General features: G+C 67.0%; 13 protein-coding genes. 4 read left to right on the top strand and 9 right to left on the bottom strand.

All coding sequences use genetic code 11. The annotated features are described in order from the left end of the window. Positions 1–969: 969 nt before the first annotated feature. Positions 970–1,986, bottom strand: coding sequence for an AraC family transcriptional regulator (locus CFB35_RS30235; protein ID WP_059579541.1), 1,017 nt, complete (start codon positions 1,984–1,986; stop codon positions 970–972). A gap of 133 nt (positions 1,987–2,119) precedes the next feature. After that, the gene (locus CFB35_RS30230; RefSeq protein ID WP_059579538.1) at positions 2,120–3,244 is read right to left on the bottom strand and encodes an MBL fold metallo-hydrolase; all 1,125 of its coding nucleotides are present in this window, start codon (positions 3,242–3,244) and stop codon (positions 2,120–2,122) included. 83 nt (positions 3,245–3,327) lie between these two features. Between CFB35_RS30230 and CFB35_RS30225 the strand changes: the two genes are divergently transcribed. Together CFB35_RS30225 and CFB35_RS30220 are read left to right on the top strand one after the other, a co-directional pair. After that, a complete protein-coding gene (locus tag CFB35_RS30225; protein ID WP_059579536.1) occupies positions 3,328–3,981 on the top strand; it encodes a TetR/AcrR family transcriptional regulator in 654 nt (217 codons plus the stop codon). A 189-nt stretch (positions 3,982–4,170) separates the two neighbouring features. Beyond that, complete coding sequence (locus CFB35_RS30220; RefSeq protein WP_059579532.1) at positions 4,171–4,662, top strand: flavodoxin family protein; 492 nt, start codon at positions 4,171–4,173, stop codon at positions 4,660–4,662. A gap of 107 nt (positions 4,663–4,769) precedes the next feature. Here CFB35_RS30220 and CFB35_RS30215 read toward each other — a convergent pair whose 3' ends face one another. Then, a complete protein-coding gene (locus CFB35_RS30215) occupies positions 4,770–5,354 on the bottom strand; it encodes a DUF2889 domain-containing protein (protein WP_059898153.1) in 585 nt (194 codons plus the stop codon). A 621-nt stretch (positions 5,355–5,975) separates the two neighbouring features. Here CFB35_RS30215 and CFB35_RS30210 point away from each other — a divergent pair. Further along, positions 5,976–6,653 carry a ProQ/FinO family protein gene (locus tag CFB35_RS30210; protein ID WP_059579526.1) on the top strand — a complete coding sequence of 226 codons (678 nt, stop codon included), beginning with the start codon at positions 5,976–5,978 and terminating at the stop codon, positions 6,651–6,653. A gap of 480 nt (positions 6,654–7,133) precedes the next feature. Continuing rightward, positions 7,134–8,195 (top strand): DMT family transporter, encoded by a 1,062-nt coding sequence (locus CFB35_RS30205; RefSeq protein ID WP_059579523.1) that lies wholly within the window; start codon positions 7,134–7,136, stop codon positions 8,193–8,195. A gap of 243 nt (positions 8,196–8,438) precedes the next feature. Here the strand turns inward: CFB35_RS30205 and CFB35_RS30200 are convergent, their stop codons facing one another. The 6 genes from CFB35_RS30200 to CFB35_RS30175 form a co-directional block, all read right to left on the bottom strand. After that, positions 8,439–8,864: a molybdopterin-binding protein gene (locus CFB35_RS30200; RefSeq protein ID WP_059579522.1), complete on the bottom strand. Its 426-nt coding sequence runs from the start codon at positions 8,862–8,864 to the stop codon at positions 8,439–8,441. Positions 8,865–9,048: 184 nt separating this feature from the next. Continuing rightward, entirely contained in the window at positions 9,049–10,536 is a 1,488-nt protein-coding gene (locus CFB35_RS30195; protein WP_059579520.1) for an efflux transporter outer membrane subunit, read from the bottom strand. Beyond that, positions 10,533–11,483: an HlyD family secretion protein gene (locus CFB35_RS30190; RefSeq protein ID WP_089465991.1), complete on the bottom strand. Its 951-nt coding sequence runs from the start codon at positions 11,481–11,483 to the stop codon at positions 10,533–10,535. The genes CFB35_RS30195 and CFB35_RS30190 overlap by 4 nt, the downstream gene beginning before the upstream one ends. A 1-nt stretch (position 11,484) precedes the next feature. Beyond that, positions 11,485–11,697, bottom strand: a complete 213-nt coding sequence (locus CFB35_RS30185; protein WP_006481008.1) for a DUF1656 domain-containing protein — start codon at positions 11,695–11,697, stop codon at positions 11,485–11,487. A gap of 34 nt (positions 11,698–11,731) precedes the next feature. Further along, positions 11,732–13,855: an FUSC family protein gene (locus CFB35_RS30180; protein WP_059579515.1), complete on the bottom strand. Its 2,124-nt coding sequence runs from the start codon at positions 13,853–13,855 to the stop codon at positions 11,732–11,734. Continuing rightward, a complete protein-coding gene (locus CFB35_RS30175; RefSeq protein ID WP_059579512.1) occupies positions 13,852–14,331 on the bottom strand; it encodes a MarR family winged helix-turn-helix transcriptional regulator in 480 nt (159 codons plus the stop codon). The genes CFB35_RS30180 and CFB35_RS30175 overlap by 4 nt, the downstream gene beginning before the upstream one ends. Positions 14,332–14,418 lie beyond the last annotated feature (87 nt).

Below are 14,418 nucleotides of genomic sequence, written 5' to 3'. Positions count from 1 at the left end.
AACAGATCCGTGAATCGAAGGTGAGTTGTCACGTGACAACCGGAAGCAGAGCCCCGAAGTTTGAGCGACAGGAAACGGTGGGAAGTAAAGAGTCCCGTTGGCATTTCAACGGGACAGTTGGAGATGGCGAGTCCCGGATTTGATCCGCTGGCCGCCCGCTTCCATACGTCGCCCGTGTGCGCACGTACTGACGCAATACCGGCGAGCGACTGCTGAGGCGTACCCAGATATCGTAGCGAGGTTGATGTGTCCCCATTTATCAAGAGACATACAGCTTTGCATGGCCTCTCGTAGTCGCCGATAGGGCAGGGCGGGCTCCGAGGCATGCGTCCCACTGAAGGGCTCAACCCATCTGCAATTACCGGACGTATGCACCGCAATTGATGCCGAATCCATGCGTCGAATGCCTGTGCCGAATCCAAACGGGTCGGGTCGTGAAACATTCCCAGAAAATCGACGTCGGCTGGAAACCCTTATGTAGCAACGACTTGCGCTGCCTTCTTCACGTTGTTTCACGAAAAATGACCGCGTTGATCCCAGGAAATGGGGGCGCATACCTTTTTCGAGCGCCGATATCGAAAGTCGGGAGGATCGCTGTCCAATTTGTCATATATAACACGTAATTTGTAGTGTTTTATACGAATAAGGGCGAGCTATGCACCGTAGGTCCTCGCTATGCGGGCGAGTCCGCGCCTGCTGAGTCACGTGCCGCCCATTCGGCGCAAGGTACACCGACATTTTGCGTCAGTTGTCACGTGACAACGCATGTGTGGGGCGCCTATTTACGGAGTCACGGAGCATTACGAGAGGAAGCCGGCGTCGGAAATGTGCGGGAGGAGTCCCGAGCATGGTCGGTGCAACGTAGTCTTCGGAACAGCGTGAGCCCAATCGACGTCGTATGCGAGAACCTAATCCCGCACGTTATGAATGCCGTCAAAGTTGGCACATATCGACCACCACCCCTCGCGCTCAATAACTCGCGACGATAGACAAAGCGACATCCGCTCTACCTCGCAGGCTGTCGATATCCCTTCGTGGAGAATTACCGAACAGCCGACTGTATTCGCGGTTGAATTGAGTCGGGCTCGCATACCCGACCCTGAATGCTGCCGACGCAGCATCGAGCCGCTCCGCCAGCATTAGCCGGCGAGCCTCGTTCAGCCGTATCCATTTCTGATACTGCAGCGGACTCATGCCGGTGAGTTGACGGAAGTGGTGGTGGAAGGTCGAACTGCTCATCTGAACCTGTGCCGCGAGATCATCGACGCGCAACGACTCGTCATAGTGAGCACGCAACCACCGGATCGCGCGTGACACGCGGTTGCACTGGCTGCCGGTGGAGGCGATCTGGCGCAGGCGGGCGCCTTGGTCACTCGTCAGCAGCCGATAGTAGATTTCCCGCTCGATGTACGGTGCGAGGACGGCAATGGCGTTCGGGTCGTCCAGCAGCGCGACTAACCGGTTGAGCGCGTCGTACAGCGGTTCAGTCATGTCGCCGACGACGAGTCCGCGGCCTGCTGGTACATCGTCGTGAACCGGCGCGACTTGCATCATCAGTTCGGCCATCACGCGGAAATCCAGCTTCAGGCCGAGCCCGAGAAACGGTTTGCCGGGGCTGGCCTCGATGATTTGCGTCGAACCGGGCAGATCGAGAGATGTAATCAGAAAGCGATCGGCGTCGTAGAGGTACGCATCCCCGCACTGCATGACCCGCTTCGCGCCCTGAACGACGAGGCCGAAGCTCGGCTCGACCATGCACTCCATCGGCTGCGTCGGCGCTTCCCGTCGATGAAAGCTCAGATTGGGAATGGCCGTTTTGAGATGATCGACACCATCGGTCCATCTCGCGACGCGCTCCGCGAGCATCTGTCGCAGTTCGTTCTCGCGGCTGCGGCCGGTCGAACGGTGGCTTGCCTGGTCGAGCGCCGCGATGGTGGCGGCGTCGTCTCGTTGGGCGGGCAGGTATCGGAGGGGTACCGGATGCATCTTCTCTATTGAGGTAATCGGGTCGACGGGCTGGCAGTCGACGTGCAGGGGCGGCTGGCAACGAGTGCACCGCCCGGAATCGCGGATAGGTCCGACGGCCCGCTTCCGGAAGGCACGTGCCGGGACTGGCAAACTACTTCGTCGCCTCTGATGCGCAAAGCTGCCAGCGTCGCGATTTCGCCGCCGGCGCTGCCGCGCGCTCGTCGACCGTGCGCCACCAGCGTTCGCCACGATGCGGGGCATCGAGATCGACGCGTTCGCCCATCCTCGGTGTCGACAGCTCGATGCCGCGCACGAGCGCCAGCGCCGTGACGCGCTCGAACGGTTCCTGCCAGCGATGCATCGCGAGGTCGAACGTGCCGTTGTGGATCGGGATCAGCCAGCGTCCGCGCAAATCGATGTGCGCCTGCACGGTTTCTTCCGGTTGCATGTGCACGTACGGCCATTGCGCATCATAGGCGCCCGTTTCGATCAGCGTGACGTCGAACGGCCCCAGGCGCTCGCCGATCTCGTGGAAGCCGTCGAAATAGCCGGTATCGCCGCTGAAGAACAGGCGCAGATCGTCGTCGACGATCACCCACGACGCCCACAGCGTACTGTTGCCGTCGAACAGGCTGCGCCCGGAGAAGTGCTGGGCGGGGGCCGCCGTCAGCGTCAGGCCCGCTACGTCGATGCTTTGCCACCAGTCGAGCTGGCGGACCTTGGTCGCGTCGATACCCCATTCGATCAGCCGATCGCCGACACCGAGCGTCGTCACGAACACGCCGGTGGTTGCGGCCAGCGCGAGCACCGTGTCGCGGTCGAGGTGATCGTAGTGATCGTGCGACAGGATCACGCCGCGCAGCGGCGGAAGATCTTCCAGCGCGATCGGCGGTGCATGAAAGCGCTTCGGACCGATGCGCCGGAACGGCGATGCGCGCTCCGCAAACACCGGATCGGTCAACCAGAATTCGCCGCGCAGCTTCAGCAGCAGCGTCGAATGGCCGAGGCGGTACAGGCTGCGATCGGGCGCCGCGTCGAGTTCGGCGCGGGTCAGCGAATCGACGGGCAGCACGCCGGCGGGCACGGTGTGGCGCGGCTTGTTGACCAGCATGTTCCACGCGATCCCCAGCGTCTTGCCCAATCCTTCGGCAGGGCGCGGCGCGACGTTGGCAAAGCGCTCGCCATTGTGCTGCGGCGAACCGCCGGACAGCGTCCGGCCACGCCGGGCGGCCGCGAAACCCAGCACGCGGTGAATCAAAACGAGAGGCGATGCCATGTCGGTTCATCCGGAGAATAAAGTACACCGAGCAGTGTAGTTTATTTTCGAGATAAGTAAACTGCCCGGTGTAAAATTTCCGTATGGATACCAGTACTCCCCCCCAGCGTCTGACCGACCGCAAGCGCGCGGCGATCGTCGATGCGGCAATCGAGGAATTTCTTGCGGCGGGCTACGATGCGACGAGCATGGATCGCATCGCTGCACGCGCGGGCGTGTCGAAACGCACCGTCTACAACCACTTTCCGGGCAAGGAGACGCTGTTCGCTGCAATCCTGAACAAGCTGTGGGATGCGACCCGGACCGGCAATTCGCCGACCTATCGCGCCGACGTGCCGTTGCGCGCGCAACTGCTTGCGCTGCTCGACCGCAAATTGCGATTGATGAACGACGAGGCCTTTCTCGCGCTCGCGCGCGTCGCGATCGGCGCGGCCATCCATTCGCCGGAACGGGCCCGCGACATGGTCGAACGCCTCGGCGAGCGTGAGGAAGACGTCACGGTGTGGGTGCGGGCGGCGGCTGCGGCCGGCCGTCTGGCGGTGACCGATCCGGTGTTCGCCGCGCATCAGTTGCATGGCGCCGTGAAGGCGTTCGCGTTCTGGCCGCAGATCACGATGGGGCAGCCGCCGCTGACGGCGCAGGAGCAACAGAAAGTCGCGGAGTCGGCTGCCGACATGTTCCTCGCGTACTACGCGCGCCCGGACGACGGCGCCGTGTCGCGTCGCACGCAAGACTGAACGCGCATCCGAAAGCATCCGCAGGCGCGGTCAAATCGACGTCGTGGCCGATGCACGCGCCGACGGGGCGTCGGCCGAACCGCCGATCCGGGCAACCGACGCAACATGGCGCCCGCATGTGACGGCCGCGCGGCCGGCCGAAACAGCGATATCGTCGACGCATCCGAAGCCGAACGTGAGCATCTATCCATGAAGACGCTGTTGATCGTCTATCACACGATGACCGGGGGCACGCAGCAGATGGCCGAAGCGGCTGCCGATGCGGCTCGCGCGCAGCCTGGCGTCGACGTCAGGTTGCAGCGCGCGGACGCGACGAACGCAGACGACGTGCTGGCCGCCGACGCGTACCTGTTCGCGACGCCCGAGAATCTTGCGGCGATGTCCGGGCTGATGAAGGACTTTTTCGATCGCTGCTATTACGCGGCGCTCGATCGCGTGAATGGCCGTCCGTATGCGGCGATGATCTGCGCCGGAAGCGATGGGCAGAACGCATTGCGCCAGATCGACCGGATCGCGACCGGGTGGCGGCTGAAGAGCGTCGCGCCCGGCCTGATCGTCTGCACGCATGCGCAGACGCCGGAGCGTATTCTCGCGACGAAGACGATCGGCAGCGACGAGCTTGCGCGCTGCGCCGAACTGGGTGCGGGGCTTGCCGCGGGGCTCGTGCTGGGGGTTTTCTGACGACGGATGCGGCGGTGCAGATCTGCCGTATCGGCACAGGTCGGATCGGCTCCATTCGCGCAATACCGATTCCGCAAACAACGCCGAATCGGCCGAATGCCAAGGCTTCAACTGTCCTTTGTGGTTGCCGCGGATCGATGGTATTCGGGCCAAAGACGTTTCACGAGATCGCGCGACGCGCCGTATGCGTAGCAACTGTCGATCTTGAGCGGCTTTCCTTCACTGTCACGGTAATCGAGCGACGAGCGCCGCATGCCGACCATCGTCTGATAGGCCGTCGTGGCGATCGGCCCGAGCAATTCCTTCAGGTGCGTGCACGTGTCGCAGGACGGCAGGCGCTTGCGCACCTCGCTGTTCCAGCCGGCGCCGATGTTCAACCCGATGAGCGCCTGCAGCGAGTCGCCGCCGCCCGGACACTGCGCATACGGATGCGAACGGATGAACGTCGATACGGCGCGCACGACCATGTCGATGTCGAAGACCAGTGTCACGCCCAGATCATGGAGCGGCGTCAGCGCCGCGACCGTCCGTGTGCCGCCAGGCGGCGTGAAATCGCTGGTCTTGCGGTCCGCGAGGCACGCCGTCACTTCGAACAGGCCATCGCTGCGCCGATATCCGCGCATGTCGATCTGCCGATGGTGAATCTCCTCGCGCGTGATGCCGTCGTGCGGCGTGTCGTCTTGGGAAACCATGCATTCGCTCCATCTCGTGTCGCCGGGCCTTTTCGCAGGCGACGGGATCGCGCCCGGCCGATCGGGCGCGCGGTGAAAAGCACGCGCGCCCTGCCGCCAACGAAGTTGCCTTGGCCATACTACGCACTTTCCGATATCTTCGTCCGCGCCACGATCGATGCGGACGCAACGAGTCGTACAGCGATGCCGGCGCAAACGAGGCGCGGCGTGCGGCGCGATGTCCGAAGGCGACGCAACGCGCCGCGGTTCGACATCCGTCACGCGGAACACCGTTCATCGCATGTCGCCCCGGCCCCGATTTCCGGTAGTGGCCTCTAATGGCGTGACATCCGGAAACGTATCCATATAATGCGCAACACGACCGCGCGGACGCATTTCCGGCACCCTGGATCGGGCAAATGCGGACCGGCGAGTCAGCCGGCTGTCCCGCGTACCGGTATACTTCCACTCCTGCCTTGTCCGGCATCGAGGCCGGGTGCCTGAAAACAGAGTGACGTGCGCGATGCGGCCCCGTAGTGTTCCGCACCGGCGGCAGACCGGCCGCACGCATGGCGGCGAAGCTTGCAAGCCGCGCGGCAGGGCCGCACGAACCACACCTTATATTCCTGGTGGATTGAATTTATGGGTTTTGAACAACTTGCCGAATTGCGGGCGCAGCTCGCAGCGAAGGCCAAGCAGGAGCGCAACGCGAAGCGGCCGACAGCGCCGACGGACGCCGGCGCGAAGCCGAAGTCCGGCGACCGGCCGTCTCGCGGCGCCAAGCCGGGCGCCGCCGCCCAGGCGCAGCATCGGGCGAAGCCTGCTTCGGCGAAGCCGTCGGCCCCGGTCGATCCGGTCATCGTCGCAATCGGCAAACTGCAGCGGAAGTTTCCGCGCGCATTCCCGAAGAATCCGGCCCCCAAAGTACCGCTCAAGGTCGGCATCTGGGACGATCTCGCACGCGAGGCGCAGGCCATCGGTCTCAACGAAGCCGAACTGCGCGAAGCGATGTCGACGTGGTGCCGCGGCAACCGCTACTGGTCGTGCCTTGTCGAGGACGCGGTGCGCGTCGACCTGCAGGGCAACGAAGCCGGGCGCGTGACGCACGACGACGCGGCGCGGGCGCGCCGGCTGAAGGCTCGCCGTCCGGGCAAGGGCGCGGCACAATCGGCCAAGGGTGCGCCGCAGCAGCCGAAGGCCGAGCAGCAGGCCGAGGGCGCTGCCGCGCCGCAGCCGGCGCAAGCCGAAGTGGAAGCGGAAGCGAAGGTGCAGAACGACGCCGCGCCGCAGGTCGAACAGCAAACGGCCAGCAACGACTAATCGGCATCGCGCCGCGGCTCGTTGCACCGCACATGCCAACATGCCCGTCGCATGCGGCGCATGACACGACAGACCGGCCTGCCTGGACCGAGGCAGGCCGGGACTCCCTCCACCGGCGTCCGATCTGCCGGTACGCAACTCTCTCACGTTGAACGAGCCACACGACCGGACAACGAACGTCCGTCGAACGTCGCCGCATGCGCGATGCACCGCCTTTTTCATATCCCCGCGTAGACGGTTTGCACAGCCGAGCAAATTGCAGCTTCAGTCATATATTTCGGTTTCCGAATTGATAGACGGGAAACGTCGATTTCCGTGCGTGCGGTCCCATCCGGCCGTCGTGACATGATGGCGCGCGATAATTGCGATTGGATCGTCCGTTTACGGCCGCTCGGCGCGTGCATGCGGCTTGCATCCCGAAAGATAACCGATGCCGGCTGATGCGAAGCCGGGCTCTTCAACGTCAATTCAAACCGGATCATGAACCCGAGACATTCCGCGATTTTCGTCGCGCTCGCCGCCGCCACGCTGTTCGGCGCCGCGACACCGCTCGCCAAGGCGCTGATCGGCGCGATGTCGCCGTTCATGGTCGCAGGCCTTTTCTATCTGGGCAGTGGCGTCGGGCTCGGCATCGGAATCCTGTTGCACGGCTGGTACGGCCGTCGCGCGCCAACCGCGGATGCCGCACCGCTGCAGCGCGCGGACCTGCGTTGGCTGGCCGGCGCGATCGCGGCGGGCGGCGTGGCCGGCCCGGCTTTGCTGATGCTCGGGCTGTCGACCACGCCGGCGGCGACGAGCGCGTTGCTGCTCAATCTCGAAGGCGTGCTGACGGCTGTGATCGCGTGGGTCGTGTTCCGCGAGAACGTGGATACGCAGGTGTTCGTCGGCATGGTGGCGATCGTCGCCGGCGGCGCGCTGTTGTCGTGGACACCGGGCCGCGCCGGTGTGCCGGTCGGTGCGCTGCTGATCGTCGGCGCATGCCTGTGCTGGGCGATCGACAACAACCTGACCCGCAAGGTGGCCGCGAACGACGCGATGGTGATCGCGTGCCTGAAAGGGCTGATCGCGGGGCCGGTGAACATCGGCATCGCGCTGGCGACCGGCGCGACGCTGCCCGCGATACCGGTCACGGCGGCGGCGATGCTGACGGGGCTCGGCGGCTACGGGATCAGCCTCGTGCTGTTCGTCGTCGCGCTGCGTCATCTCGGCAGCGCGCGCACCGGCGCGTACTTTTCGATCGCACCGCTGTTCGGGGTCGTGCTGTCGCTGCTGATCTGGCCGGCACTGCCGCCCGCGACGTTCTGGATCGCGGCCGCGCTGATGGCGCTCGGCATCTGGCTGCATGTGCGCGAACGGCACGAACACACGCATGCGCACGAGCGGCTCGAGCATACGCATCGGCATCGGCACGACGACCATCACCAACACACGCACGACTTCCCGTATGACGGCGACGAACCGCACACGCATCCGCACGTGCATCTGCCGATCGCGCACAGCCACGCGCATTTTCCGGACATTCATCACCGGCATCGGCATTGACCGCGTCGTGAGCGACGCGCGCCGGGGGGCGCAAGGTGACCGTTTATGGGAAGCGCGGAAAGCCGGTCATTGGTCGGCCATGGCGGTTGCCGGCATGTTGCAGAAGCATGCGCCGGCATGCGCGTGCCGCGAGCCGCGCGCGGCCGGATCAGGTTGGAAGCGCGGAACGCGCGCCGGCAACCCGCCCGCGGTTTGACGGGCATGCGCGGCGCACAATGAATCGCCATCGCGATCGTCACGCGATCACTCGACGCCGACGATCACGCTCGATGCCTTGAAGATCGCGGATGCGGCGGCGCCGCTCGCGAGGCCGAGACGATCGACGCTGTCGTTGGTGACGATCGCGATGATCTCCGCGCCGCTCGTGACCTTGATCACGACCTCCGAATTGACCGCGCCCTTCGCGACCGACGCGACGGTGCCCGCGACGCAGTTGCGGGCCGACACCTTGCTGCTGTCGACGCCGACCATCACGATGACCGACGACGCCTTGACGAGTGCGAACGCGTTCGTGCCGACCGCGAGGCCCAGCGACGCCGCGCTGCCGTGGGTGATCACGGCGACGATCTCGAGGCCGTCCTGCGTGCGCAGCGTGATTTCGTCGTTGACGGCGCCGGGTTTGACGGCGCTGATCTGGCCGGCGAACTGGTTGCGGGCGCTGGTTCGCATGATGACTCTCCGGGTGGGTGCCGCGGCCGGGCCGGCAGCGGCGGCAGATGAATGGAAGTGCATCGGCGAGTGTACCGTCAACGCGGGGCGCGGCGCGCTGCGGATGCCACGGCGCGAACCGGCGAAAACTCGCGGCCACCGCGTGTACCGTCATACCTGCGTGACGGGGCCGACGGCGCTGGCGCTACGGCGCTGACGGGCCGCTCGCAGGTGTCGCGGCGCGGGAGCCGGTGCCTGTCGCGCCGTCGCTCTCCCAACCTCCGCCGAGCGCGAGGAAGAGCCGCACCTGGTCGGCCGCGACCTGACCTTCGGCCGCCGCGACCTGCGCCCGCACGCTCGTCAACGTGCGCGTCGCGTCGAGATCGGAGATGAACGACTCGCGGCCCGCCGCATAGAGACGATGGGTTTCGTCGGCGGAATTGCGGGCCGATTCGTACGCTGTGCGCAGCGCATCGGTGCGCTGCACGTCGGCCGCGTAGGTCGCGAGGCTCGACTGCGTTTCGCGCAGCGCATTCAGCACGACGCCGTCGAAGTGCGCGAGCGCGCCACCCGTCGCGGCTTCGGCTTCGCGCACGCGCGCACGCTGGCCGTTGACGGGGAACGACCAGCTGATCAGCGGTCCGAACGACCAGCGATTCGTGGTGGATGAAAACAGGTCGGCGGCGACGCCGACGGAGCCGGCCGATGCACCGATGCTGACCGACGGGTACAGCGCGGCGGTCGCCACGCCGATCCGGGCGGTCGCGGCGGCGAGTTGCCGCTCGGCTTCGCGTACGTCGGGGCGGCGGCGCAGCAACGCGGCGCCGTCGCCGATCGGAATCGGCTGACGCAGCTTCGGCAGGCGCTCGCATTCGGTGACGGCTTTCGGCAGGTCGGCCGGCGCGCGCGCGAGCAGCGCGGCGAGCTGGTACTGCGCGATCTTGCGGCGGCCTTCGAAGCGCGGGATGTCGGCGGCGAGCGTGCGTACCTGCGTCACGCCGCGCGTCACGTCGGTCTGGTTGCCGCGTCCTGCATCTCGCAGCCGCTGCGACAGCGCGACGCGTTGCTGCTGCAGCGCGAGCGACCGCTTCGCGATCGCCAGTTCGTCGCCGGCCGAGCATGCTTCGACGTAGGCGCGCACGACGTCGGCCACGACCGTGATGCGCGCGAGGTCGCCGGCCGCCTTGACGGCCTCGCTGTCCGCGCGCGCGGCTTCGACACCGCGCCGCAGCTTGCCGAACAGGTCGAGCTCGTACGACACGTTGATGCCGACCATACCTTCGTTGACGACCGGCAGCTTGTTTTCGAGCAGGTACTGCTCGGCCGATTCCTGCGCGCGCTGCACGGCCGCTTCCGCCCCGCCCGAGAATCCGCCCTGTTCATTCGCGGCCACCAGGGCCGCGCGCGAGCGCGCGAGGTTCGCGGCGGCGACGCGCAGGTCGGTGTTCGACTTCAGCGCATCGCGCACGAGCCCGTCGAGCACCGGGTCGTCGTACAGTTGCCACCAGTTGCCGGGCACCGCGTCGCGCGACACCAGCGCGCCGTTCGCGTCGTCGAGCGCGTGATTCGCGAGCGGCGCATTGACGTACGCCTGCTGCGGCAGCGTGTAGTCGGGGCCGACCGACTTGCATGCACTGAGTGCAAGCGCCAGGGGCGCGAGCGTCGCCGCGACGCGCAGGGCATGCCGCTTCATTGCGATGCTCCCGCCGCGCCGGATGCCGCGGGCGCCGTGCCGGCACCGGCCGTCGGCTTCGCGTCGGCGTTGCGGCGCGCGTCGGCGCCGCGCATCGATACGGTCGCGGTGCGGCCCGCGATCATCCGGAAATCGTCCGGCACCTCGTCGAGCACGACGCGCACCGGCACGCGCTGCGCGAGCCGCACCCAGCTGAATGCCGGGTTCACGTTCGGCAGCAGGTTCGCGCCCTGCGTGCGGTCGCGATCCTCGATCGCGGCGACGATGCTCTGCACGTGGCCGCGCAGCGCATGCGGCTCGCCCATCACGATGATGTCGACCGGCTGGCCGATATGGATGCCGCGCAGCTTGGTTTCCTCGAAGTAGCCGTCGACGCGGAACGAATGGCGATCGACGACCGACAGCACCGCGCGGCCGGCCGGCACGTATTCGCCGACGCGCGGCGCGCGGTCGTTCAGGTAGCCGTCCACGGGACTGACGATCGTCGTGCGCTGCAGGTTCAGCTTCGCGGTGTCGAGCGACACCTGCGCATCGGCGACGCCGGCTTCGCCCCGCTCGACGCGCGTGCGGCTTTCCTCGACCTGTTCGCTCGCGACCAGGTTGCCGAGCTGCAGGTTGCGCGCGTATTCGCGCTTCGCCTGCGCCAGCGTCGCGCGGCGCTGCGCGAGTGTCGCTTCGGCGAGCCGCTCCGCGAGCGCGTAGCGCGCCTGGTCGATCACGAACAGCACCTGGCCGCGCTTGACCTCCTGGTTGTCGGCAACCTGCACCGACGTGATGAGACCGGACACGTCCGGCGCGACCTGGATCACGTCGGCGCGCACGTGCCCGTCGCGCGTCCACGGCGAGAACATGTAGTAGTTGATGATGCGCCACAGCACGAGGCCGGCCACGACGACGACGATCAGGGTGAGCAGGACTTGCCCTGCCGAGAGCCAGGATTTTTTCACGTTAGGTAGCCACGAGTTGGTGGGACACGATCACGACGGCGGCCAGCACGAACACGTAGATGCCGAGGTCGAAGATCGAACGGTGCCAGACGAGGCGGTAGAAGCCGACGCGCTCGAGCACCGCGCGCACGACGATGTTGATCAGGTAGGCGATCAGCATCAGCACGAGCGGGGCCGGCACGAACACGCCGAAGATATCGATTTCGCCGATCATGATCGCGCTCGGAAGGACAGGGTGGAAAGCCGGTTCATGCGTGCGCTCCGTCCGGCGCCTGCGGCGGTTGTGCGGTCGCGGCCGGATACAGCGACAGGCGCAGCCCGACGAGCGCGTGCAGCGTGTCGCGCAGCCGGCGGTGCGCGGCTGGTACGGCGGGCGAGGCGGCGCCGTCGCCCGGCGCGGCGCCCGGCAGGGTGCTGCCGGCCACACGCCGCAGCGCGTCGTCGATCGTCGCGAGCAGCGCGGGCGGCACGGGCTGGCGCGCGTTCGCGGCCGCGCAGCGCGCGTAGTGATCGGTGACGCCGGCCAGCACGCGATCGATCGCGTCGGGTACGTCGCCCGACAGCCGGCGGCGCGAGCGGCGCAGGTCGAGCGCGTTCAGCGCGATGCGCAGGTCGCGGAAGCTTTCGATCGACGGGTGGCGGTGATCGTCGGACGCGCCGAGGCGCGGCAGCAGTTGCGTGACGCGATCGAGCATCCGCGACGCGTGGTTGCGCTGGTCGTCGAGCGGCTGCGTCGACGCGGAGCGCGCGACGTCCTCCCAGCCCGAGCGCAGCAGGCGCCGCACCGCGAGTTCCGCGCCGAACGGGCGCGTCGCGCGCGTCCACACGTACGCGAACAGCAGCCCGGCGACGCCCGCGAGGTTGCTGTTCAGGAACACGAAGAAATCGGCTTCGTACGCGCTCTGGATGCTGATGAAGGTAGCCGTGTTCACGGCGACGAGCATCGTCACCATGTTGAACTGCGGGCGTGGCAGCAGCGTGCCGATCAGGATGAACGGGCCCGCGAACATCAGCACGAGCATCGCGAAATCGTGCACGTGCGGCAGCACGACGAACAGGTACAGGCCGGCGAACACGACGCTCGCGGCGGTCGACAGGAAGAACTTGAACACCAGCGGCGCCGGCTCGTCGAGCGCGGCGAAGAAACTGCACGACACGGCCACGAGCGTGACGGCGGCTGCGCCGTCGTGCCAGCCGGACGAGATCCACAGCCAGCACGCGAACACGATCGCGAACACGACGGTCAGCGTCGAGAACAGCATCATCCCGCGATCGAAGAAGCGCTCGGTGCCGCCGAGCCGCCAGTGCCGGTAGCGCGGCTGCCACACGCCCGACTCGTTCGCGATCAGCGCACGCAGCGAGCGGCAGTCCTGCCAGATGTCGATGACCTGGCGCAGCCGCCACAGCGCATTCGACAGCAGCGCGCCGTCCCAGCTCGCCAGCGCGCTGGCGGGCGGCTGCAGCGCGGCGATGCGCGCGCGCAGGTCGTCCGCGACCGGATCGTGCGCCATGTCGCCGTCGGTGCCGGTCTTCACGGCCGGCAGCGGCGCGTCGAACCACTTCGCGGCGTCGGCCAGCAGCGCGTCGAGCGCGGGCGGGCGCACGTGCAGGTCGCGCATCAGCGCGACCAGCGGATCGGCGAGCGACGACATCAGCGGCAGGAACAACTGCATCCGGCCCGCGAGCGCCTGCGCCCGCGCGAGCAGGCGCGGATGCGCATGGTCGTAGCCCAGCTGGCTCAGCAGGAACTCGAGGCCGGTTATGGTCGCGGCGAGCCGCTGCCGGCACGCGGACAGCGCCTTGCCGGCCAGATGCCCGGACAGCGTTTCGCGGCCGTAGAACGCGGCGTCCTTGAACCACGCGTCGGTGCGCTCGATCAGCGTCGGCGCGAGCCGGTTCGGAAACACGGTGCTGCCGACCACGCTCGCGCAGACGATGCCGAGCACGATTTCCTCGGTGCGCGCGATCGCGACGTCGAATATCGTGGACGGGTCGGTGACGGTCGGCAGCGCGACCAGCGGCATCGTATAGCCGGCGAGCATGAAGACGTAGCTGCGCGCGGTGCGATCGGAGATCGCCAGGTACAGCAGCGTGCCGCACCAGGTCGCGACGATGATGCTGAACAGGAGCGGCGTCTCGACGAACGGCGGCACGAAGAAGATCGCGGCGGCCGCGCCGAGCGCGGTGCCGAGCGCGCGGTACAGCGCTTTCGAGCGCGTCGCGCCGACGAATGGGTTCGACACGATGTACACGCTCGCCATCGCCCAGTACGGGCGCGGCAACTGGAAATACAGGCCGAGGTACAGCGCCAGCATCGATGCGGCGAACGTCTTGCCCGAGAACAGCCAGTCGCGGAGGCTCGGATAGGTCATGACGCGGAATCGGCGGAGTGGGACGGGGGCGAAGCCCCAGGGGGCGCGTCGGCTGCGTTGAATGCGTTCAGTACGCGCAGCGTGGCTTCGAGATCGGCGCGCGACACGCCTTTGAGCACCTGTGCACGCAGCGCGCGCAGGTCTTCCTCCATCTTCGCGGTGACTGCGCGGCCGGCGGCCGTCAGCGAGATCGTCTTCGCGCGGCGGTCGTGCGGATCCTCGTCGCGGCGCGCGAGGCCGGCCGCGCACAGCTGGTCGAGCAGGCGCACGAGCGACGGCCCTTCGATGCCGACGTGTTCGGCGAGCGTACCTTGCCGCACGCCTTCGCCGAGGCGCCCGGCGATCAGGAGCGGCGTCGCGCAGGCCTCGGACACGTTGTACGCGGTCAGCACGCCGTCGCTGGTGCGGCGCCACTTGCGCGCGGTGAGCACGAGCAGGCTGCTGACGGCGAGGCGGAGATCGTGCAGATTGGTCATGGGCGAGATGATAGGGGCAAAAAGATTCGATAGCAAACTATCGTATTTGCCAACCGGATGACACATCGCAGGCGGCACGGCCGGCCT

The organism is Burkholderia sp. AU16482 (assembly GCF_002223285.1).
Lineage (GTDB): Bacteria > Pseudomonadota > Gammaproteobacteria > Burkholderiales > Burkholderiaceae > Burkholderia > Burkholderia semiarida.
This window is presented reverse-complemented; position numbering and strand designations above follow the sequence as displayed.

What these genes read in the sequence shown, in the direction of transcription:
- CFB35_RS30235 (WP_059579541.1), bottom strand. Translation starts at nt 1,986, where the DNA reads ATGCATCCGGTACCCCTCCGATACCTGCCCGCCCAACGAGACGACGCC.
- CFB35_RS30230 (WP_059579538.1), bottom strand. Translation starts at nt 3,244, where the DNA reads ATGGCATCGCCTCTCGTTTTGATTCACCGCGTGCTGGGTTTCGCGGCC.
- CFB35_RS30225 (WP_059579536.1), top strand. Translation starts at nt 3,328, where the DNA reads ATGGATACCAGTACTCCCCCCCAGCGTCTGACCGACCGCAAGCGCGCG.
- CFB35_RS30220 (WP_059579532.1), top strand. Translation starts at nt 4,171, where the DNA reads ATGAAGACGCTGTTGATCGTCTATCACACGATGACCGGGGGCACGCAG.
- CFB35_RS30215 (WP_059898153.1), bottom strand. Translation starts at nt 5,354, where the DNA reads ATGGTTTCCCAAGACGACACGCCGCACGACGGCATCACGCGCGAGGAG.
- CFB35_RS30210 (WP_059579526.1), top strand. Translation starts at nt 5,976, where the DNA reads ATGGGTTTTGAACAACTTGCCGAATTGCGGGCGCAGCTCGCAGCGAAG.
- CFB35_RS30205 (WP_059579523.1), top strand. Translation starts at nt 7,134, where the DNA reads ATGAACCCGAGACATTCCGCGATTTTCGTCGCGCTCGCCGCCGCCACG.
- CFB35_RS30200 (WP_059579522.1), bottom strand. Translation starts at nt 8,864, where the DNA reads ATGCGAACCAGCGCCCGCAACCAGTTCGCCGGCCAGATCAGCGCCGTC.
- CFB35_RS30195 (WP_059579520.1), bottom strand. Translation starts at nt 10,536, where the DNA reads ATGAAGCGGCATGCCCTGCGCGTCGCGGCGACGCTCGCGCCCCTGGCG.
- CFB35_RS30185 (WP_006481008.1), bottom strand. Translation starts at nt 11,697, where the DNA reads ATGATCGGCGAAATCGATATCTTCGGCGTGTTCGTGCCGGCCCCGCTC.
- CFB35_RS30180 (WP_059579515.1), bottom strand. Translation starts at nt 13,855, where the DNA reads ATGACCTATCCGAGCCTCCGCGACTGGCTGTTCTCGGGCAAGACGTTC.
- CFB35_RS30175 (WP_059579512.1), bottom strand. Translation starts at nt 14,331, where the DNA reads ATGACCAATCTGCACGATCTCCGCCTCGCCGTCAGCAGCCTGCTCGTG.